This is a genomic window from Micromonospora sp. WMMD710 (assembly GCF_029626045.1).
In the GTDB taxonomy this organism is placed as follows: Bacteria; Actinomycetota; Actinomycetes; order Mycobacteriales; family Micromonosporaceae; genus Micromonospora.
This window is the reverse complement of the sequence record NZ_JARUBD010000001.1, coordinates 2059069-2077407: the sequence shown is the minus strand read 5'-3', so window position 1 is coordinate 2077407 and position 18339 is coordinate 2059069. Positions and strand designations below refer to the sequence as shown.

Genomic DNA, 18339 nt, shown 5'->3' with positions numbered 1-18339 from the left:
TACGCAACGTCCGCCAGCCTCATCGGGCAGAAGACAGGGCTGCTGCCGTTAGTAAGTCGACATCTCGGCCGGCCGTCAAGCCGACGACCAGTAAACCCAAACCGAAGTCGACAACGGCAGCGCCGAAACCGAAGCCGGCCACCACCAAAACCAATCCGCCAACAGTCTCGACAGTGCATCCCGGATCGTTCTGGTCGAAGCAGGGCGCTCGCGGCGTGACGAAGACGGGCAAGCCGATGGTGTGTACGACCACCGCAAAGGATCCCAAGAAGCGGTGGCGGGCCGCCTGATGTCACAAACGACTGAGTCCGGCCATTCGAAATGGTTGTCGGGACGCCAGCCGCCCAGCCCACACGCAAGGGTCCGCCGGCGTGCCGCGCCGTGGTTAGGCTCCTGACATGTTTCGTACGGCTCGGCCCGACGACTTCGCGCAGATCGTCCACCTCTACCGGCAGTTGAATCCCGACGATCCGGTTCTCGACGACGGATCTGACGCGGCGGCCTATCAGCAGATCTTGGACTCGCCGGCGCTGCACCTGTTCGTCCTCGACGTCGATGGGGTCGTCGTCGCCACGACGTACCTCAACGTGATCCCGAACCTCACCCGGTCGGCGTCGCCGTACGCGGTCATCGAGAACGTCGTCGTCGACGAGTCGCGGCGCGGCACCGGCCTGGGCCGGCAGATCATGGCCGGCACACTTCAGGCCGCGTGGGATGCGGGCTGCTACAAGGCGATGCTGATGACGGGCTCGCGGACGCCGGGAACCCACACCTTCTACCGGGCCTGCGGGTTCTCCCCGGACGCCAAGACGGCGTACCTGGCCCGGCCGTCGTGACGGGGCTAGGTGGCGGGGAACGTCTCGCGCAGCGCGGAGTCCAGCGACCGCCCGGTCGTCGGCTCGACGAACAGGTCGGCGAGCAGGAGGTCGGCCAGGTGGCTCGGGTTGACGCCGGACTCCTTGCGGCCGAGGGCCTGTAGCGCGCCGCCCAGTCGCAGGGCGGCCCGCGCGGCGCCGGACGGCATCCGCGCCACCCGGCGGCGTCGGCCGACCGCCTCGGCGATGCGGCCGATCATGTCCGTCCAGGTGAGGTTCTCGTCGGCGACCGGGATGTCGTCACCGCGGGCCTGCTCCAGGGCGTCCACCGCGATCTCGGCCACGCTGCGCGCCGAGGTCGCGGCGGTCCCGCCGGTCGGGGCTACCAGGGGTGTACGGGAGCGGGCCCACCGGTCCAGCGGCCCGGCCCAGTTGGGGAGCCGGTCGCCGGCCCGACCGAAGACGAAGGGCAGTTCGAGTACGGCGATCGGCAGGTCCGGGCCTGCCGCCGCCCGCCCCTCCACGGCCTGCTCGACCCGGCAGCGGATGTACGTGTGGCGCTCCGCGAGCCGCCACTGCGGGTGCAGCCGGTCGAAATAGGTGTAGTACGAGCCCATGACGACGCCGCGGGTGAGACCTTCCTGGCGGGCGGCGGTGAACAGGCGTACCACCGGCTCGACGTTGTCCCGGCGGAACCGCGGATAGATCGGCTTGGGCAGCGGTCGCTGCTCGTCGGTGCGGGTGGCGTACACGACGCCGTCGTGGCCGGCGAGCAGCGCCCGCAGCTCGTCGATCGAGGCGGCGTCGACATCCACGAGATGGTCGACGCCCGGCTGGGCGGTACGCGCCACTGTGGTCGCGGCGTGGCCCCGCTCGCGCAGCACGTCCACGACATGCGCGCCGATCAGACCGCTGCCACCCACCACGAGAATTCGCACGCTGCATCGTCCACTCTGGACCCGGTCGTTTGTCAAGTCACGATCGGCACCGGGCGGGGCGGCTCTCGAATGTCGGTAGTGTCGAGACCGTTTGGGGTCTACCGTGGCCCGCCGTGCTCTCAAACGAACAGATAATCGGACAGGCCCTGGATCGGATCGAGGCAGGGTACGTCTTTGCTGACAAGGTCGAGGACATCGACGCCGCGATCCGGCGCCGTCTCGCGGTGGGCGAGTACGACGACCTGGACGGGCCGGTGCTCTGCGAGACGGTCACCGCTCATCTTCAGCAGGTGTGCCCGGACAAGCATCTGCGGCTGCTGTGGGTGGACCAGCCGCAGTCGCTGGATCCGGCGGACGAGGACGGGGGGCGCGCCGCGTTCCTCGCGCTGCTCAGGGCGGAGAACCAGGGGATCCGCCGTGTCGAGCACCTGGACGGCAACGTCGGGCTCATCGACGTGCGGCGCATCGCGTACGCCGATGAAGGCGCCGCCGCGATCGGCGCGGCCATGCAGTTGGTCGCCCTCAGCTCCGCGCTCATCCTGGACCTGCGCGGCTGCGCCGGTGGCGCGCCGGAGGGAGCCGCGATGTGGCACCAACTGGGAGGGCGTCGGGGTGGTCCCCGATGTGCCCGTGCCGGCGGACCAGGCACTCGACACGGCACGCACGGCCCTCATGGCCTCCGGCGTGTAGACGCGGCCGCGTACGGGGGCTCGGGTCGACCCGAGCCTGTGCACGAGACACCCGAACGGCACACCGCCGTCGCTCGGCATGAGTTGTTGATCCATAGTGGTGGAGTCGTATACGTTCAGTGACGGTTGCCCGACTGTGGGACGCACCGCCCGCATGAGTAGTCCTCACGCCGTGATGAACGGGGGAAGAATGCCGGAGACGCGCGCCTTCTGGCTGGACGAGCAGTTCGACCGCGAACACGGCACCGACGGGCGGGGTCGCTACGAGGTTGAGGTGCACGCCCGGATCGACGAGTTCGCCGACACGTGGGGTGACTTCGCGCCCGTCGCGTTCGCGGCGACGGCCTGGCGGGTGGCCAGCGAGCTGTCGCCCGGATTCGTCCGCTGGCACCGGCGGATCATCTCGGCGGACTGCGCGCGCAGCCCGTGGGACGGCAGCATGGTCTGCGCGGTGACCGTGGCGTCCCGCTGGCCGGCGGAGCTCACCTGGACCAAGCAGTGGCAGCGCGACCGTGGTTGGCAGGACTGGCCCCGGCTGTTCGGCCAGTTCACGGACCCCACGGAGCAGGACCAGACGCGCCGCCCCCATCTGCGCGCGCTGCTCCAGGTGCAGGCGCCGGTCCCGCTCGACGATCTGCCGCCGGCCCCCGGCGGCCCGGACGACGACGTCGCGTCCGCGGCGCGTCGGGCCGTCGTGGTGCTGGCTCGGGAACTCAACGACCTCCTCGCGCCGATGATCGGCCAGCTCGACGCCGGGGTACCCGCCGACTCCTGAGCCCTCGGGGCGGGCCACCGGGAGCCCTCCTCGCCGGTAGGGTCGCCCTCGTGGATCTGGACGACACCGCCGCACGGCTCGGCGTACCCGTCGAGGACGTCGACCGCGTGCACCGGCTCGCCGGCGACCGACCCTCGGCTCCGCTGCCCGCCCGGGCCGATGCGCCCGCGATCCTCGACCGGCTCGGCGTGCCACCGGACGACGCGGTCGAGATCATGGACGGCTGGCCCGACCCGGATTCCCCACTGTGGACCCCGGAGCTGCGCTGGCTGCTCGACCGCTCGATCGCCCTGGTCCGCGCCGATCTCGGTGGCCACGAGTGGCTGCCGCCGGGTCCGGAGCTGCCGCGTGAGCGTGGCCTCGCCTCGCGGCACCTCTACGTGTACGCGTACCTCGCCCTGGTCGACGTCGCCCGGGCCTATCACCGCGACCATGGCATCGCCGACGCGGTGTCGTGGCTGAGCCTCGCCGATCTGGGCCGCAACCTCGCGATCGACCGGCGGATGCGCGGTGAGGGTTGGCCGGTCATGCAGAGCTGGCTGACGCTGCACGTACGCGGCAGCGTCTACGAGCTGGGTCGGTTGCAGCACCACCGCGGCGGCAGCGCCATCGCCCTGCACGTCCCCGATGCGGGGCCGTTGACCCCGGACGCGGTTGAGGCGTCCCTCGACGAGGCCCGCGCGTTCTTCCCGCGCCACTTTCCCGACGAGCACTACGAGGCGTTCTCCTGCGGCTCGTGGCTGCTCGACCCGCAGCTGCGGGAGTACCTGCCGGCGGAGTCGAACATCGTCCGATTCCAGCGGCGGTTCGAGCTGACCCCCTACGAGGAGCAGGAGGGGCCGGACGCCGACGTCGAGGTGCTGCGTTTCGTGTTCCGTACCCTGAGCACGCCGCTCGACGAGCTGCCCCGCCGCACCGCGCTGCAGCGCGCGGTCGTCGACCACCTGAGGGCCGGCCGCCACTGGCAGTGGCGGCACGGCCGCTTCCCGGTCTGAGGGCTCTGCGCAGCCGGTGGTTCGGTGGGTCCGGCCCGGCCGCCGACCAGGGCGGGCCGGACCCACCACCGGCTAACCGGTCAGCGTGAACCTCTCCCAGGCGCCGATCGTCGTGCGGTTGGCGATCAGGGATCCCGCACCGGCGTTCTCGGCGGCCACGATCTGGTTGTTGACCGTGGCGCGCAGGCTGACCGTCCCGTCGGTGTTGGTGACGAGTTGGAACGTCTCCCACGCTCCGATCGTCGTGCGGTTGGCGATCAGCGGCTCCGCGCCCGCGTTCTCGGCGCAGACGTACAGCCCGTTGGCCCGCGACCGCAGGGCGATGGTGCCGTTGCCGGCGTCCACGCGGTCGAACTGCTCGGTCGTTCCGACGCTGGCCTTGTTGGCGATCAAGGCGGCGGTGCCGACCGCCGACACGTACTGGTTGTTGACCTGCGCCCGCAGACTGATCACCCCGGTGCCGCCGGTCGTGCCGGTGGTGAAGGTGAACGCGTCCACGTCGAACAGGTAGCCGGACCCGCCCTTGAACACCAGGTACAGCGTGGTCGTCGAGGCGGGCGGGTTGGTGATGGTCGTGGACACCTCGGTGAAGGTCTCCCAGTTGCCGGTCACCGGCACCGTGACGGTGCCCAGCAGGGTCCCGGTGGCCGAACCGGCCCGTACCTCGATGGTGCCGCCGGCGCCGGCCGACGACGCCCGCACGGTGATGCGATTCGCGTTGGACAGGTTGTACGGCTGGTACGAGATCCAGTCGTTGTTCTCGATGAACCCGGCGGTGCGGCCACCCTCGGCGCTGGTGTGGTCGGTGGCCTGGACGCCCGACTGGGCGCCGAAGTGCTCACCCTGGCGGTGCTTCGGTTGCAGGGTCCGGATGCTGTGCGTGGTGAGCCCACCGTTGTCGGTGTACGCGGCGTCGAAGACGCCGTAGATGTTGGCCGCCGCGTCGTGCTCCCCGTCGGTCGGGACGGTGATCGAGCCACTGCACCCGGTCTTCGAGGTGATCTGGTGGGCGTGGCTGTCGTGGCCCAGCGCGTAGGTCAGGCTCACCTTGGAGCAGTCGATCGTGCCGTCCTGCGGGTCGCTCACCGAGATCGTGTACGGCACCGTGTCACCGAAGGTGAACAGCTGCCCGTCCGCCGGCGAGGTCAGCGTCACCGTCGGAGCGGTGTTGCCCACGGTCACGACCAGGCTCGCCGTGCCGGACAGGCCGGTCGGGTCGGTGACCTTCAACGTGGGGGAGTACGTGCCGTTCGTGGTGTACGTCTTGGTGGGGTTCGCCGCCGTCGAGGTGGTGCCGTCGCCGAACGTCCACAGGTAGCTCAGCGCTCCGCCCTCGGGGTCGGAGCTGCCGGCCGACGAGAAGGTGACCGTCAACGGGTTGGCCCCCGACGTGGGGTTCGCCGAGGCGACCGCGATGGGGCTGCGGTTGCCGCCGCCGATGTACTCGATCCGGAACAGCGCCTGGTTGTTCGAGCCGGTGCCGTAGTCCAGCACGTACAGGGCGCCGTCCGGGCCGAAGGCCATGTCCATGACCTGGGTGCCGCTCCACGGGAAGTTGGAGATCTCGCCGCGGCTGCCGTCGGCGTTGACCGCGATGGCCTTGATCCAGCGGCGGCCGTACTCGCCGGCGAAGAACTGGCCGTTCAGCGACGCCGGGAACTTGATGCTGGAGTTGAGCGAGGCGTCGTACCGGTACACCGGGCCGCCCATCGGCGACTCGGAGCCGCTGCCGAACTCCGACGGTGACCCGGAGTCGCCGGCGTACTTGATCCAGGCCGGCTTCGCCGCGGGCAGCGTGGTGAGCCCGGTGTTGCGGAACGAGTTGTTCGTCGGCCCGCCCGTGCAGTTGTACTTGGACTGCGACGGCCCGGACGGGAATGTGTATTCATTGTATGTTTCGGTGCTGGTGTTGCTGCCGGTGCAGTACGGCCAGCCGTAGTTGCCGGGTGCCGTGATGCGGTTGAACTCGACCTGACCGGAGGGACCACGGCTGGAGTTCGTGGACCCGGCGTCGGGGCCGTAGTCGCCGAGGTAGACGACGCCGGTGGCCTTGTCGACGCTCATCCGGAACGGGTTACGCATACCCATCGCGTAGATCTCCGGCCGGGTGTTGGCCGTGCCGGGCGCGAACAGGTTGCCCGACGGGATCGTGTACGTGCCGTCCGCCTGCGGTTTGATCCGCAGCACCTTGCCCCGCAGGTCGTTGGTGTTGGCCGCCGAGCGCTGGGCGTCGAACTGCGGGTTGCGGTCGGTCCGTTCGTCGATGGGCGCGTAGCCGGACGACTCGAACGGGTTGGTGTCGTCGCCGGTGGTCAGGTACAGGTTGCCGGCGGCGTCGAAGTCGAGGTCACCGCCGACGTGGCAGCACTGTCCACGGTCGTTGGCGACCTGGAGCACGATCTTCTCGCTGCCCAGGTTGAGCGTGTCGTCGGAGTTGAGGGTGAACCGGGACAGCCGCAGGTGCCCCTTCCACCGGTCCCAGTCGGACTGCGTGCCGGTCGTCGGGGCGTCCCCGGACGGGGTGCTCAACGTGGGGGAGTAGTACAGGTAGATCCACCGGTTGGTGGCGAAGTTGGGGTCGACGGCGACGCCCTGCAACCCCTCCTCGTCGTGGGTGTAGACCGACAGGGTGCCGGAGACCTTGGTGTTGCCGGCCACGTCGGTGACCCGCAGGACGCCGTTGCGGGCGGTGTGCAGCACCGACCTGTTCGGCAGGACCGCCAGGGACATCGCCTCACCCAGCTCGGCCGAGCCGGTGGCGAGTTTGACCTGCTGATAGTCGGACGCGGGAATCACCGCCGCCTGAGCGGTGGATGGTGCGGCAACGGCCAGGGTCACGCTCGCGGCGGCGGTGAGCGCCGCGACGAGGACCCGGGACCAGCGCCGGGGGTACGAGAACATGATCGTCCTTCCTCGACGACCGGGGCCGGGCGTGCGGGGGCGCACCACGGCCAGGTGGGGGTGGTGAGAGGTGTGCCAGCCCGAGGTCAGTTGGTGACGAGGTCGAACTTCTCCCACTGGCCGATCGAGGTCCGGTTGGCGATCAGCGCGGACGCGCCCGCGTTCTCGGCGGCGACGTAGCGGCTGTTCACGGTGGCCCGCAGGCTCACCGTGCCGTCGGAGTTGCGGATCAGCTGGAACGTCTCCCACGCGCCGGCGGTGGCCCGGTTGGCGATCAGCGCGGCGGCACCGGCGTTCTCGGCCGCGACGTACTGCCCGTTGCCCTTCGAGCGCAGCGCCACGTTGCCGTTGCCGAGGTCGACCAGGTCGAACCGCTCGGTGGTGCCGGCGGAGGTCTTGTTGGCGATCAGCGCGGTGGTGGCGTTGGGCGCGCTCACGTACTGGTTGTTGGCCCGGGCCCGCAGGGTGGAGCCGCTGGTGGTGGGCGGCGGGGTGGTGGTGCGGGGCGAGCAGTCGGCCGTCACGGCGCCCGCCGCGACGCGCAGGCCACCGAGCAGCATCTGGGTGAACTTCGGGTCGGTGTACGACGCCTCGGTGTGCCCGAGACCCGTGTACCAGGCCCGCCCGCCGCCGTACGCCTTGCACCAGGTGATCGGGTGGTCCCCGCTCATGTTGCCGCCGCTGTACGACGACTCGTCGAGGCTGGCGAGCACCCGCGCGCCCGAGCGGGGGTTGGTGCGGTAGTTGTACCACTCGTCGGAGCGGACCCAGGTGGTGCCGAGGTGGGCGGTCGACGGGTTCGTCTGGTCCTCGATCCGCACGGTCGCGGTCTGGATCGCCGGGTGCGAGTCGAACCAGGCGCCGACCAGCCCGCCGTACCACGGCCAGCTGTACTCGGTGTCGGCGGCGGCGTGCACGCCGACGTACCCGCCGCCGGCGGCGATGTACGACTCGAAGGCCGTCTGCTGGGAGGCGTTGAGCACGTCGCCGGTCGTCGACAGGAAGACCACCGCCTGGTACTGCGCCAGGTTGGAGGTGGTGAACTGGGCGGCGTCCTCGGTGGCGGTCACGGTGAAGCCGTTGGCCGAGCCGAGTTGCTGGATCGCGGCGATGCCGTTGGGGATGGACGAGTGGCGGAAGCCCGCGGTCTTGCTGAAGACCAGAACCTTGGTCAGCGGGGCCGCCGAGGCGGGAGTCGGCAGGGCGACCAGGCCGGCCAGTAACACGGCCAGGCCGGTGACGAATGCCAGCACACGGGGACGGGAACGCATGGTGGTGCTCCTCTGCTGAGCGTCGGCCCGGGGCGGTGCACGAGGGCACGCCGGGGGCCAGGGTGGCGGTGGTGCGGAAGCCGGGCCGCCGATGCTCGGCTGAGGTGGTGCGAGGTGGTGGTGTCGTGGTGCGGTGGACCAGCCGGCGACTCCGACCACCCAGTGTGGACGGTCAGGAACATCGACTGGCATCGTTGAGGCAGTAAACCTCCGATGTCTGGGCCCCGTCAAGCCCACGATCGGCCGCGTCCACAGGCTGGAACCGTGCCGCCGACGAATCCTCAGGAGGCGGGCTCCGGTTCGAGGGCCTGCCAGTTCAGGTGATGCCGGTGTCGTCGCTCGATGACGATCCAGCCGAGGGCGAAGGGCAGGCCGCCCAGCGCCACGAGCCCCAGAACGTCGGACCCGGTCACGTCGAAGACCCCGCCGACATCTCCGAACAGTTGGGCGACGCTCTGGAAGGCGACGTGGAAGCCGATGCCCGCCCAGATGTTCCCGGTGGCCGCCCGGAAGCCGCCGAGCAGCAGCGCGAAGACGACGAACAGCGCGAGCCGGCCGGGGGATCGGGCTGCCCCGACGAGGAACCCGAACAGGGTGAACAGCACCGCCTGCCCGATGACCGCCTGCCAGGCCGGCAGTCGTTCACCACCCGCGGCGTATGCAGCGGCGTCAACGACGGTCGTCAGCGACCGAGGACGAGGTAGGCCAGGCCAAGGAGCCCTCGGTAGGTGCCGACGTACTGGCGCAGCCGGTCGTCGAGCTCCGCGCGGACCTCTGCGGCGCGGGGGTCTTCGGGGTACGTGAACAGCCACTCCTGCCGGCCCGCGAGCCAGGTGGACTCGAAGTCGTCCCATTCCCGCTGGTCGGCGGTGCTCAGGTGCAGCACCCGCCAGCCACGCTCCCGAGCTGCCTCGACGAGGCCCGCCAGTGCCGTGACCTCGGTGCCGAAGATCTGCTCGGCCGCCGGGTTTGGGGGTCGTTCCCAGTAGGCGTCGCCGAACAACAGCCGGCCTCCTGGCCGGACCACGGTGGCGAGCGCGTCCAGCGCGGCACCGGTGGCACCGAAGGCGTGTGCCGAACCGATGCACAGGACCCGGTCGGCGGGCTCCTGCCAGGCCGCCGCCTCGCCCATCACGAACGCGACATGCCGGTTCAGCGACCGACCTGCGGCGAGCCGCCGCCCTCGGGCGAGCGCGTCGTCGTCGGTGTCGACACCGACGCCCCGGGTGGCGAGCGGGCCGGACACGCCACCGGCCGCGACGGCCCGCAGCAGCAGCTCACCCCAGCCACAGCCGAGGTCGAGCACCCGCGCGCCGGGGCGTACGTCGAGCCGTTGCAGCAGCAGCGCGGCGTGCTCCTCGGACAGGGGCGTGTTCCAGCGCATCCGTGCGTAGCGGCTGGCGGCGAGGTGGTCGGTTGCCTGCATCCGTTGAGGGTGCCAAGTCGCGATTGACGGCGCACGCCGCGACAGGGTGTCGGCATCACCAGCCTGAGCAACCGGGCCACCGCCCGCGCCGCCGAGCTGACGGCGGCGGAGCTGGTGGCGGGCGTCACCGGCCTGGCGGTCAAGGCGGAGCGGTACCGGCCGCGCTGGGTGGCGATCCTCGGGGTGACCGCGTATCGGATCGCCCTTGTTGAAGGGACTGTGCGTGGTGACGAGAGCAGAACGCGTCAAACGGTTGAGCCTGGACTTCGGCTGCATCGTGACTGGTCTGGGCGTGATCATCCATCAGACGGTGGTGATGCCGCCGGGGCAGGCGTCCGAGGCGCTGCTGGTGGCGGCCGTGTCGGTGTTGGGGATCCCGGCCGGCGTGGGGCTGCTGTCGCTGCGGAGCAGTGGCGCTACCGGTACAACGTTGCCGCCGTTGCCCTCTCCGGGTTCGGGCTCACCGCCGCCATCATCATCACCGTCGCCCGCGCCGTCAGGGGCGGGTGATTCGTCGTGACGTTCCGAGCCTGGCAAACCTTGGTGGTGGCGCTGCTGTTCGCGGTGCTGACCGGGGCGGCATCGATGGCGTACTCGAATCGTGCAGCGGCTGCGTCGGAGCGCAAGTGGTGCGATCTGCGGTCCACGTTCGATGACGCCTATCGAGAGACGCCGCCGCAGACTCCGACGGGCAAGAAGATCGCCGACCGGTTGCGCGAGCTGCGGGGCAGCGGTTCAACTGCCCGTAGCGGACGAATCCTGTTGCCATCTGACCCACCTATCGTGCCCGCCCGGACCTGCCGGAGCGGGTTTCTTCATGCCCGGGAGGCATCCGTGAAGATCGGCAGTTACGCCAAGACCATCGTCGCCGTCGTCGTCGCTGGTGGGGTTGCCCTCACCGTGGCCATGGGTGACGACACCCTGACCGCCACCGAGGGCATCTCGGTGGCCTTGGCCGTGCTGGGGGCGCTCGGCGTGTACGTCGTGCCCAACTCCACCGACAGCCCCAAGCAGTAAGACCGGTTTGGCCCAACCCGGAGCCCCCGTTTGGGGGTACCCCCGAGAATTACCGTTCCCGTCGGGAACGCCCATGAGCTGGTCTGCTACTCCCCAGCGGCAGGCCCGACGAGACGCCCCGCCGACCCTTCACCGGGTCGGCGGGGCGTTGTCGTCGATTCGGGGCCGGCGCACATCCAAGCCCCGCTGGTGATCCTCCATGTGCGTCTTGAGCGCCGCCTGCCACGTGGCCTGCCCCGCTTCGTCGGCCGGGCCACCGGACCAGCGGTGCGACCAGTCCGAGTGGTGCAACCCTTCGTCGCCGCGGTGGATGCTCCCCACGCCGAGCGTCAGCGCACCCAGCTCACGAACCGTGCCCACGTCTCACCGTTGGTCGTGACCGGCAGGTCGTTGACGGCGGCGGCGTAGAGCGCGCCGCAGTACATGGCTAGGCCGATGCGGTCCCTGCCGTATGCCTCGCCGAGGCGGACCTGCGCCGGGGCGCACGGCCAGTCGGCACCGCAGCCGGCGCAGTCCCATTGCGGCCGGCGCGGCGTGTGCTGGCCGTCGAGCCGCCGGTCGACGGCCTTGCGCCCGCGTTCGCGGTCGGCTCGCCGGGCGTCGCGGATGGTGGTTGGTGCCTCCGAGATCAACGCTGCCCCCTCCGTCAGTGGCTGGAGGGGCGCCCGGTCATCTCCGGCGCGGACGCCCCCCGCCTCTCGGCGGGACGGCCGTGGTCGCCGCACACATCGCATAGGTTCGGAATTCACCACGGCCGTCCCGTCAATCGGACGCTACGGACAACCAAGGGCGGTGAGGTGGGGTCGGCTGTCCGCCGACTGTCCGCAACCGTCCGCGGACACCCTCCCCGCTAGCCTGTACAGGTGAGCGACTACGTGCAGGTGTCGACGGCCGCACCCACCCGGGATGCGGCGGTGAAGCTGGCCGAAGGAGCAGCAGCGGCACGATTGGCGGCCGGCGCTCAAGTCGTCGGCCCGGTGACATCAGTCTTCTGGCACCTCGGCGAGCAAGGCACAGGCGAGGAGTGGCAGGTGCTGCTGTACACGACCGACGACCGGTATCCGCAGCTAGAGGCTTACCTGCTAGACGCTCATCCTTGGGACAACCCGCAGGTCACCGCCGTCCCGGTTGTTCGCGGCTCGGCCGCCTACCTGCAATGGATCACACGGACAGTCGAGGGCGTGTAGACGCCTCGGCGGCCAGGGATCGCAGTTCAACGACGCACGGCATTTCGGCGTGGGGCTCCAGCCGGTTGAGGAACGTGTTGAGGCGCTGGGCGGGCCGCACCGACCCGACCCCACCGGCGAGGCCGATCGCGGTCCCGGCAGTGGCGCACGCCTGCTCGACCTCGTTGGCGTCGAGGTAGGCGTCTGCCAGCCACGACAGGTAGAGGGCTTTGTCGCGGGAGTGAGTGTCGTCGAATCGGGCGAGGGCGCGTTCCAGCACGGGGATGGCGCGCATCGGCCTGCGCAGGACCGTCCAGCACCGCCCGGTCATGATTTCGCCTTCCACATGGTCGACCCAGTACACCCAGTCAGGCTCGGGCCGATCGTCGTGCTCGGTCAGGCACGTGGTGCTGTGCGCAAGCTGCTGGTCGGCGGCTGCGGCGTTGCCCTCGACGGCGTACGCCCAGGCGGCCCTCAGGTGCAGCAGCGCGCGAACGGTTGGCGTTGCGGTCGAGGCGGTCTGGCATCCGGCTGCGGCAGTGTCGGCGGCGGGCTGGCCGAGTGCAAGTTGCTGGTAGGCGAGGAACGCGAATGCGTTGCCGGTGAGGGCGTGGTCGTCGGCGTCGCGGGCAGCGGAAAGGCTGGTCCGGTACAGCCGTTCTGCGTCGGCGTGCCGTCCGGAGTCGAATGCCGCCCATCCCGCGAGTTGGGTTTGCTCGGCGAGGACGGCAAGGAGTTGCCGGCCGACGGGTTCGCTGTAGGAGCCTTCTTGGATGAGTCGGGTGGTGGAGTCCGCTTCGGCTTGGTACAGGCGGTGGGTGTCGGCGCCGCCGAGAAAGTTGTCGAGGCGGCGAAGTCGGGCGGTGCGTTCGGCGAGCCGTCCGGCGGTTCCGGGACCGACGTGTCGGCCGTGGCCGAGCAGGGTGTGGGGTAGGGCGGCGGCGAGTCCGGCGGCGGCCACGAATTCGCGGCGCCGAATGGTGGGCTGGGTGGCGAGGGCGACGAGTTCACCGGTACCGGACCATTGACTTCCGGCCCGCGCAGGTCCATGGATGGCGCGCATGCTTCATTGACGACGACGGCAGCCTTCGAGTGGACCCGGTCGTCGGGTGGCTTGTGCAGGAGAGGTACGGGGTCTACCGCGACGGCCGCGAGCATGTTCACGAGGAACCCGTCGAGGGTTACGAGCGGAGGGTCATCGCCGCAACTCATTCGAGTGAATGGGAGGGGCGTGTCTTCGAAGTTGACTTCGGGGACGGCTTCTGGAAGATCCTGCCGCCCGGCGCCGCCGATCCGACGACTGAGGAAGTGGCGGCCGAGTGCAAGTATCAGGACCAGCGGAAGGCCGCCAGACGGTGACGCGGGAGGGACGCCCGACACCGGCGTCCCTCCGCCGCAACCTCGGCGTACGTGCTATTTAATCTTGCTGTCACTCTGAGATCATCTCTGTTGCCGAAGCTACGACGTGCCCCGATACAGGATCCCGCGGCTTCAGCAGTACATGGAGGAGCAGGCCAAGCAGACTGCCGCCGACTGGCCGGAGCTGGACGACGCTCAACGAGCGACGCTCGCCCGCCTTCTGGCTTCCGCCCCGCCGCCTCACGTACCCAGTCACATCATCGAAGCGACCGTGCGGGAAGCGCCACCGCTCAACTCGGAACAGATCGACCGTCTCCGCCCGGTCCTTCAGCGTTGGAGGGATTCGACGTAGCGCCGCATCATGGCCGTGTGCTCGTCGAGGGCGCGGGCCAAGTTGAAGTTGGGCGTGTGGCTGTCGCTCAGCGCGTTCGTCAGACTGGCCACCGTCCTGTCGACGCCGCTCGCAGAGGTGACCGCCGCGTGGTGACGGAGTTCCTAGTACACAGCGAGCACATCCTGCAGGAGAAGTTCCACGAGGTGTTCGCCGCCGACGTCGACGCCGGCACCGCAGAACTCATGGCGGTGACGCAGCGGCCCGCCTCCGCGAGCACCCAGGAGGAGAGCGTGACCAAGGCCGCCTGGAAGACGATTCCCTCCTGGGCGCTGATCAGCGCCCAGGACCAGGGCATCCCGCCAGACCTGCAGCGCTTCCTGGCCGAGAGGGCGGGGTCCACGACAATGGAGATCGCCGCTTCCCACGCGGTGGCGGTCTCGCAACCCGGCCCGGTCGCGGACTTCATCGACAGCGCCGCCCGCGCCACCGCGCCGTCGATGCAGATGTCCAAGAGCCGGCGCGGTTGACGAGGGCTCGCGGCCTTGGCGGCGATCATCGGCGGCGGCGACGCCGCTAGGCGTGCGGCACGGCCTCCTCGGCCGTGAGGCCCTGGTAGTAGGACTGCATGGCAGGGTGGTACTCGTCGAACTCGGGCCGGGCCGAACCGTCGCGCGAGGCGACAAGCATGTCCAGGTAGTACTCCCAGCCGGCACCCACCTCGGCGATGCCCTCCACGCTGCTCAGGTGCTGCACGAACCGCAGCTCGGTGGTGCCGTTCGTCTCGGCCAGCGACATCTCCAGCAGCCAGGTGCCGTAGCTGTCCGTCGTCGACACGGCGAGGCGCCGCTGCGGCTCGCACGCGTCGATGTGGACGTCGCACCAGGGCTGCTGGTCCTCGTACGCCATCTGGACCCGGATGGTCCGTCCGGGCCCGGCGTCGCCCTCCCAGGGCCCGAACCAGCGGGCCGTGCGCTCCGACTCGGTCAGGCTGGCCCACACGTCCGCCGCCGGGGCGCGAAACGTGCGGGTGAGGACGAGATCGTGGCCGGTGGCGGTGCGAAACAGGCGTCCGGCGGGTGTGCGGGTCATGCCGTGTGCTCCCTTCGGTGCTCCGCCGGGCCGCGGGCGCGGCGCTCTCGGCGGGTGCGATAGACCTCGGTCTCCAGCGCGTCGAGATGCCGTCCCCACCGGTCGGTGGCGACGAGCCCGGTGAGCCAGTCGAGCAGCGGCGCGAGCGGACCGACGTCGAGTCGGTAGATCCGCTGCCGGCCGATCACCTCGTCACGGACCAGCCCGCTCTCGCGCAGGACCCGCAGGTGGCGGCTGATGGCGGGCCGGCTGATCGTGAACCGCTGGGCGATGTCGCCGGCGGAGAGGGGTTCGTCGTGCAGCAGGGTGAGGATGTGCCGTCGTACCGGGTCCGCGATCGCGGTGGCCACCTCATCCACCCCCAAAGCGTAACCTATGAGTTACGGGTTTGCGCACCGCGCCGCGTCGATGGTGGGCACATGATCACGTGACCTGGCACTCTTGGGGTCATGGCCGCCCTGCTTCGATCCCGCCTGACCGACTGGACGTTCGTCGTACCCGTGCTCGCCGTCCTGGTGTTGATCGCCACCTGGGGGCGGGACCTGCCCGGACCGGTCATCGTGGTGGTGGCGTTGCTGCTGGGTGGCGCGGTGCTGGCGGCCGTGCACCACGCCGAGGTGGTCGCCCACCGGGTGGGGGAGCCGTACGGCTCACTGGTCCTCGCCGTCGCGGTCACCGTGATCGAGGTAGCCCTCATCGTCACGCTGATGATCAGCGGACCGGAGAAGACCCAGTCGCTCGCCCGGGACACCGTCTTCGCCGCCGTCATGATCACCTGTAACGGCATCCTCGGCCTGTCCCTGCTGCTCGGCGCCTTACGGCGACGGGTCGCGGTGTTCCACCCCGAGGGCACCGGCGGCGCCCTGGCCACCGTGATCACCCTGGCCACGCTGAGTCTCGTCATCCCGACCTTCACCACGGCCCGGCCCGGCCCGGAGTTCAGCCCGGCCCAGCTCACGTTCGCCGCCGTCGCCTCGCTCGCCCTGTACGGGCTGTTCGTGCTCGTGCAGACCGGCCGGCACCGCGACTACTTCCTGCCGGTCGACAGCCAGGGCCGGGTCATCGACGCGGAGGAGCACGCCCAGCCACCCACGACCCGCGCGGCCCTGGTCAGCCTGGGGCTGCTGCTGGTGGCACTGGTCGCGGTGGTGGGCGACGCCAAGACCGTCTCGCCGACCATCGAGGCCGGGGTGGCGGCGGCGAACCTGCCGCACGCGTTCGTCGGCGTGATCATCGCCCTGCTCGTGCTGCTGCCGGAAACCCTGGCCGCCGCCCGCGCCGCCCGCCGCGACCGGGTGCAGATCAGCCTCAACCTCGCTCTCGGCTCGGCGATGGCCAGCATCGGCCTGACCATCCCGGCCATCGCCATCGCCTCGATCTGGCTGGACGGCCCGCTGCTGCTCGGCCTCGGCGGCACCCAACTCGCCCTGCTCGCGCTCACCGCCGTGACGGCCGTGCTGACCGTCGTGCCGGGCCGGGCCAACGTGTTGCAGGGCGGCGTCCACCTGGTGCTGCTGGCCGCGTTCGTCTTCCTGGCCGCCAGTCCCTGACCGTTCGCCGCTCGACCGCCGGCTCAGCCGGCGTCCGGCGGGTCGTCCGCCAGCCGGTCCGCGCGGGCGTTCAGGTAGCGCTGCTGCGCCAGGTTCGTCGACCGCGACGCCGCCATCCGGTACGCCTCCCGCGCCGCCACCCGTTCGCCGACCAGCTCCCACAGGTGGGCGCGGGCGGCCGGCAGCCGGGGGTCGTCGGCCAGGTCGGCCAGCAGCGCCAACCCGGCCGGCGCGCCCCGGCTCATCGCCACCGCCACCGCGTGGTTGAGCGACACGACCGGATTGTCGGACAAGCCCAGCAGCACCTCGTACAGGGCGGTGATCTGCGCCCAGTCGGTCGCCGCCGCGCTCGGCGCCTCGTCGTGCACGGCCGCGCATGGCGGCGATCTGCTCCGCCGATATCGCCGGCCGGTCGGAAGCCCGCCCCGACAGCACGTCGTAGTCCTGCTGCGACCCGTAGAGCAGAATCATGTACTTCACGATGGTTCCTCCTGTCCCTGGTGCCGGCTGGCACCGTCCACCAGAAACGTCGAACCCGCCCCCCGTCCCCGGACACCCTCACCCAGCAACCTCGGTGATCAAGAAGTTCGCGTCACGACACGCCGGTCGGGCTGACGCCAACCTCGTGATCACCCAGGCGGAGGGAGCGGGAGCCCCGCGGGTGGGGTTACTGGCCGTAGGAACGGCGCAGCCGGTGGTTGATCAGGTAGTTGAGGCGGTGTCGCAGGTAGCCGAGGGTGCTCTCGCTCGGCAGGTCGCCGTCGGTGGTGAGCGTCCAGCGGAGCGCGCAGTCCCCGCCGGGCGGCCCGGACGTCAGGTCGAAGCGGACGCGGTCCAGCGGCCGGTGCGGCCACAACGACGACCACACCAGCAGCACCGGCGCGTAGCCCGCCACCACCCGGGGTGCCACCTCGTCGTCGCGCAACTCCAGCCACGGCCGGCTGCCAGCCTGGTACGGGTCACGCAGCGAACGCCACACGACGTGCGCCGGCGCCGGCTGACGCCGCAGACGGCTGCCCAACTCGTGCATCGCGACCCTCCTCGGCGGGCGGTCACACCCGTCCGGGCCATTGTGGCGGCCCAGCCCCGCCCAGGTGAACCGTCCGGGCACGCCTCGCGTGAATCCGGTGACGTGCGTGGCGGTCGTACCGTCGGGGTACTGCGCACCGCGAGCACGATGTCTGGGGAGGCACAGTGGGGGCACGGTCAGGACGCGACGCCCGAGGTCCGCTGGCGGGCCTGCTGATCGCCGCGCTGGTGTCGGTCGCCTGCGCCGGCGGCGGCGTTGCCGAGCCGGAGGGTGACCGCCCGGGGGCGAACCCGCCCGCCGCCTCACCCGGGCCGAGCACCACCCGGGCCGACAGCACCACCAGCGTCGCCGAGTTCGAGCAGGACGTCGCCGACGCGCAGGAGATCGCCGAACGGTACTGGGCGGCCCAGTTCAAGGAATCCGGGCAGCGCTTCCAACCCATCCGGAAGATCACCCCGTACCAGCGGGCCGGGGAGGTGTCCTGCGGCGGGCAGCCGCTGCCGCGCAACAACGCGGTCTACTGCTCCCAGGGCGACTTCATCGCGTACGACGTGGCCTGGTCGGTGGGCGCGTTCCGGCAGGTCGGGGACGCGTTCGTGTTCTACCTGCTCGGCCACGAGTACGCCCACGGCATCCAGGTGCGTCTCGGCATCAACTACAGCTTCACCATCCAGCAGGAGTTGCAGGCCGACTGCATGGCCGGGGCGTACCTCGGGGACTCGGTGCGCGCCGGCGCCCTCACCCTGGCCGAGGGTGACCTGGACGAGTTCCGGGAGGGCGTGGCGGCGGTCGGCGACGACCCGGACCAGCCGTGGTTCGCCGAAGGCGCGCACGGCACCGCCGAGCAGCGCACCGACTCGTTCTTCCGCGGCTACGAGCGCTCGCTGGGGGAGTGCGACCTGGGCTGAGCGGGGTTGCCCGGATCACCCTGGCGCCCGTTGCCGCCACCGGCGACGGGCGGTGCTGGCAGGATCGCCGGTGTCG

General features: G+C 70.6%; 23 protein-coding genes and 1 pseudogene. 11 read left to right on the top strand and 13 right to left on the bottom strand.

Translation table 11 applies throughout. The features are described 5' to 3' along the window. Window positions 1-19: 19 nt before the first annotated feature. Window positions 20-253, bottom strand: a complete 234-nt coding sequence (locus tag O7620_RS09585; protein ID WP_278122742.1) for a hypothetical protein — start codon at window positions 251-253, stop codon at window positions 20-22. A gap of 145 nt (window positions 254-398) precedes the next feature. Here O7620_RS09585 and O7620_RS09580 point away from each other — a divergent pair, with 145 nt between their 5' ends. Beyond that, complete coding sequence (locus O7620_RS09580; protein ID WP_278122741.1) at window positions 399-836, top strand: GNAT family N-acetyltransferase; 438 nt, start codon at window positions 399-401, stop codon at window positions 834-836. 5 nt (window positions 837-841) lie between these two features. Here O7620_RS09580 and O7620_RS09575 read toward each other — a convergent pair whose 3' ends face one another. Next, window positions 842-1753 carry an NAD-dependent epimerase/dehydratase family protein gene (locus O7620_RS09575; protein WP_278122740.1) on the bottom strand — a complete coding sequence of 304 codons (912 nt, stop codon included), beginning with the start codon at window positions 1751-1753 and terminating at the stop codon, window positions 842-844. Window positions 1754-1866: 113 nt separating this feature from the next. Between O7620_RS09575 and O7620_RS09570 the strand changes: the two genes are divergently transcribed. The 3 genes from O7620_RS09570 (at window position 1867) to O7620_RS09560 (ending at window position 4212) form a co-directional block, all read left to right on the top strand. Continuing rightward, window positions 1867-2565, top strand: coding sequence for a hypothetical protein (locus tag O7620_RS09570; protein ID WP_278122739.1), 699 nt, complete (start codon window positions 1867-1869; stop codon window positions 2563-2565). 67 nt (window positions 2566-2632) lie between these two features. Further along, a complete protein-coding gene (locus tag O7620_RS09565) occupies window positions 2633-3217 on the top strand; it encodes a hypothetical protein (RefSeq protein WP_278122738.1) in 585 nt (194 codons plus the stop codon). Window positions 3218-3267: 50 nt separating this feature from the next. Then, window positions 3268-4212 (top strand): acyltransferase domain-containing protein, encoded by a 945-nt coding sequence (locus O7620_RS09560; RefSeq protein ID WP_278122737.1) that lies wholly within the window; start codon window positions 3268-3270, stop codon window positions 4210-4212. Window positions 4213-4284: 72 nt separating this feature from the next. Here the strand turns inward: O7620_RS09560 and O7620_RS09555 are convergent, their stop codons facing one another. The 4 genes from O7620_RS09555 to O7620_RS09540 form a co-directional block, all read right to left on the bottom strand. After that, window positions 4285-7113 carry a PQQ-dependent sugar dehydrogenase gene (locus O7620_RS09555; protein WP_278122736.1) on the bottom strand — a complete coding sequence of 943 codons (2829 nt, stop codon included), beginning with the start codon at window positions 7111-7113 and terminating at the stop codon, window positions 4285-4287. 86 nt (window positions 7114-7199) lie between these two features. Further along, window positions 7200-8384 carry a ThuA domain-containing protein gene (locus tag O7620_RS09550; RefSeq protein WP_151488964.1) on the bottom strand — a complete coding sequence of 395 codons (1185 nt, stop codon included), beginning with the start codon at window positions 8382-8384 and terminating at the stop codon, window positions 7200-7202. Between the two features lie 281 nt (window positions 8385-8665). Then, the gene (locus tag O7620_RS09545; RefSeq protein WP_347403794.1) at window positions 8666-9022 is read right to left on the bottom strand and encodes a CPBP family glutamic-type intramembrane protease; all 357 of its coding nucleotides are present in this window, start codon (window positions 9020-9022) and stop codon (window positions 8666-8668) included. 44 nt (window positions 9023-9066) lie between these two features. Beyond that, complete coding sequence (locus tag O7620_RS09540; RefSeq protein ID WP_278122734.1) at window positions 9067-9810, bottom strand: methyltransferase domain-containing protein; 744 nt, start codon at window positions 9808-9810, stop codon at window positions 9067-9069. Window positions 9811-10015: 205 nt separating this feature from the next. Between O7620_RS09540 and O7620_RS09530 the strand changes: the two genes are divergently transcribed. Both O7620_RS09530 and O7620_RS09525 read left to right on the top strand, forming a co-directional pair. After that, window positions 10016-10330 carry a hypothetical protein gene (locus O7620_RS09530; RefSeq protein ID WP_278122733.1) on the top strand — a complete coding sequence of 105 codons (315 nt, stop codon included), beginning with the start codon at window positions 10016-10018 and terminating at the stop codon, window positions 10328-10330. Then, on the top strand, window positions 10327-10827 hold the full coding sequence (locus O7620_RS09525) for a hypothetical protein (RefSeq protein ID WP_278122732.1): 501 nt from the start codon (window positions 10327-10329) through the stop codon (window positions 10825-10827). The genes O7620_RS09530 and O7620_RS09525 overlap by 4 nt, the downstream gene beginning before the upstream one ends. A 129-nt stretch (window positions 10828-10956) precedes the next feature. On the opposite strand, the gene O7620_RS09520 is transcribed toward O7620_RS09525, so the two are convergent. Beyond that, on the bottom strand, window positions 10957-11187 hold the full coding sequence (locus O7620_RS09520; RefSeq protein ID WP_278122731.1) for a hypothetical protein: 231 nt from the start codon (window positions 11185-11187) through the stop codon (window positions 10957-10959). Beyond that, window positions 11157-11459: a flavin reductase gene (locus O7620_RS09515; protein ID WP_278122730.1), complete on the bottom strand. Its 303-nt coding sequence runs from the start codon at window positions 11457-11459 to the stop codon at window positions 11157-11159. Before O7620_RS09515 ends, O7620_RS09520 begins: the two co-directional genes overlap by 31 nt. A gap of 231 nt (window positions 11460-11690) precedes the next feature. Here O7620_RS09515 and cutA point away from each other — a divergent pair, with 231 nt between their 5' ends. Then, window positions 11691-12014, top strand: coding sequence for a divalent cation tolerance protein CutA (gene cutA / locus O7620_RS09510; RefSeq protein ID WP_192580186.1), 324 nt, complete (start codon window positions 11691-11693; stop codon window positions 12012-12014). On the opposite strand, the pseudogene O7620_RS09505 reads toward cutA, so the two are convergent. Beyond that, window positions 11989-13005: pseudogene (locus O7620_RS09505) on the bottom strand (XRE family transcriptional regulator); the annotation flags it as partial. The gene cutA and the pseudogene O7620_RS09505 sit on opposite strands and share 26 nt — an antisense overlap. Before the next feature lie 80 nt (window positions 13006-13085). Here O7620_RS09505 and O7620_RS09500 point away from each other — a divergent pair. Beyond that, window positions 13086-13352: a hypothetical protein gene (locus tag O7620_RS09500; RefSeq protein WP_278122729.1), complete on the top strand. Its 267-nt coding sequence runs from the start codon at window positions 13086-13088 to the stop codon at window positions 13350-13352. Between the two features lie 51 nt (window positions 13353-13403). Beyond that, entirely contained in the window at window positions 13404-14213 is an 810-nt protein-coding gene (locus O7620_RS32050; RefSeq protein ID WP_347403758.1) for an alpha/beta fold hydrolase, read from the top strand. Window positions 14214-14259: 46 nt separating this feature from the next. On the opposite strand, the gene O7620_RS09490 is transcribed toward O7620_RS32050, so the two are convergent. Together O7620_RS09490 and O7620_RS09485 are read right to left on the bottom strand one after the other, a co-directional pair. Continuing rightward, window positions 14260-14775 (bottom strand): SRPBCC family protein, encoded by a 516-nt coding sequence (locus O7620_RS09490; protein WP_278122727.1) that lies wholly within the window; start codon window positions 14773-14775, stop codon window positions 14260-14262. Further along, the gene (locus O7620_RS09485; protein ID WP_278122726.1) at window positions 14772-15134 is read right to left on the bottom strand and encodes a metalloregulator ArsR/SmtB family transcription factor; all 363 of its coding nucleotides are present in this window, start codon (window positions 15132-15134) and stop codon (window positions 14772-14774) included. The genes O7620_RS09490 and O7620_RS09485 overlap by 4 nt, the downstream gene beginning before the upstream one ends. Window positions 15135-15224: 90 nt before the next feature. Between O7620_RS09485 and O7620_RS09480 the strand changes: the two genes are divergently transcribed. Further along, on the top strand, window positions 15225-16325 hold the full coding sequence (locus tag O7620_RS09480) for an ionic transporter y4hA (RefSeq protein WP_278122725.1): 1101 nt from the start codon (window positions 15225-15227) through the stop codon (window positions 16323-16325). A 23-nt stretch (window positions 16326-16348) separates the two neighbouring features. Here the strand turns inward: O7620_RS09480 and O7620_RS09475 are convergent, their stop codons facing one another. Both O7620_RS09475 and O7620_RS09470 read right to left on the bottom strand, forming a co-directional pair. Then, a complete protein-coding gene (locus tag O7620_RS09475) occupies window positions 16349-16693 on the bottom strand; it encodes a hypothetical protein (protein ID WP_278122724.1) in 345 nt (114 codons plus the stop codon). Between the two features lie 299 nt (window positions 16694-16992). Beyond that, window positions 16993-17355, bottom strand: a complete 363-nt coding sequence (locus O7620_RS09470; RefSeq protein ID WP_278122723.1) for a hypothetical protein — start codon at window positions 17353-17355, stop codon at window positions 16993-16995. Window positions 17356-17519: 164 nt separating this feature from the next. Between O7620_RS09470 and O7620_RS09465 the strand changes: the two genes are divergently transcribed. Then, complete coding sequence (locus O7620_RS09465) at window positions 17520-18263, top strand: neutral zinc metallopeptidase (protein WP_278122722.1); 744 nt, start codon at window positions 17520-17522, stop codon at window positions 18261-18263. Window positions 18264-18339: the final 76 nt, after the last annotated feature.

What these genes read in the sequence shown, in the direction of transcription:
- O7620_RS09565 (WP_278122738.1), top strand. Translation starts at nt 2,633, where the DNA reads ATGCCGGAGACGCGCGCCTTCTGGCTGGACGAGCAGTTCGACCGCGAA.
- O7620_RS09540 (WP_278122734.1), bottom strand. Translation starts at nt 9,810, where the DNA reads ATGCAGGCAACCGACCACCTCGCCGCCAGCCGCTACGCACGGATGCGC.
- O7620_RS09490 (WP_278122727.1), bottom strand. Translation starts at nt 14,775, where the DNA reads ATGACCCGCACACCCGCCGGACGCCTGTTTCGCACCGCCACCGGCCAC.
- O7620_RS09555 (WP_278122736.1), bottom strand. Translation starts at nt 7,113, where the DNA reads ATGTTCTCGTACCCCCGGCGCTGGTCCCGGGTCCTCGTCGCGGCGCTC.
- O7620_RS09550 (WP_151488964.1), bottom strand. Translation starts at nt 8,384, where the DNA reads ATGCGTTCCCGTCCCCGTGTGCTGGCATTCGTCACCGGCCTGGCCGTG.
- O7620_RS09470 (WP_278122723.1), bottom strand. Translation starts at nt 17,355, where the DNA reads ATGCACGAGTTGGGCAGCCGTCTGCGGCGTCAGCCGGCGCCGGCGCAC.
- O7620_RS09580 (WP_278122741.1), top strand. Translation starts at nt 399, where the DNA reads ATGTTTCGTACGGCTCGGCCCGACGACTTCGCGCAGATCGTCCACCTC.
- O7620_RS09480 (WP_278122725.1), top strand. Translation starts at nt 15,225, where the DNA reads ATGGCCGCCCTGCTTCGATCCCGCCTGACCGACTGGACGTTCGTCGTA.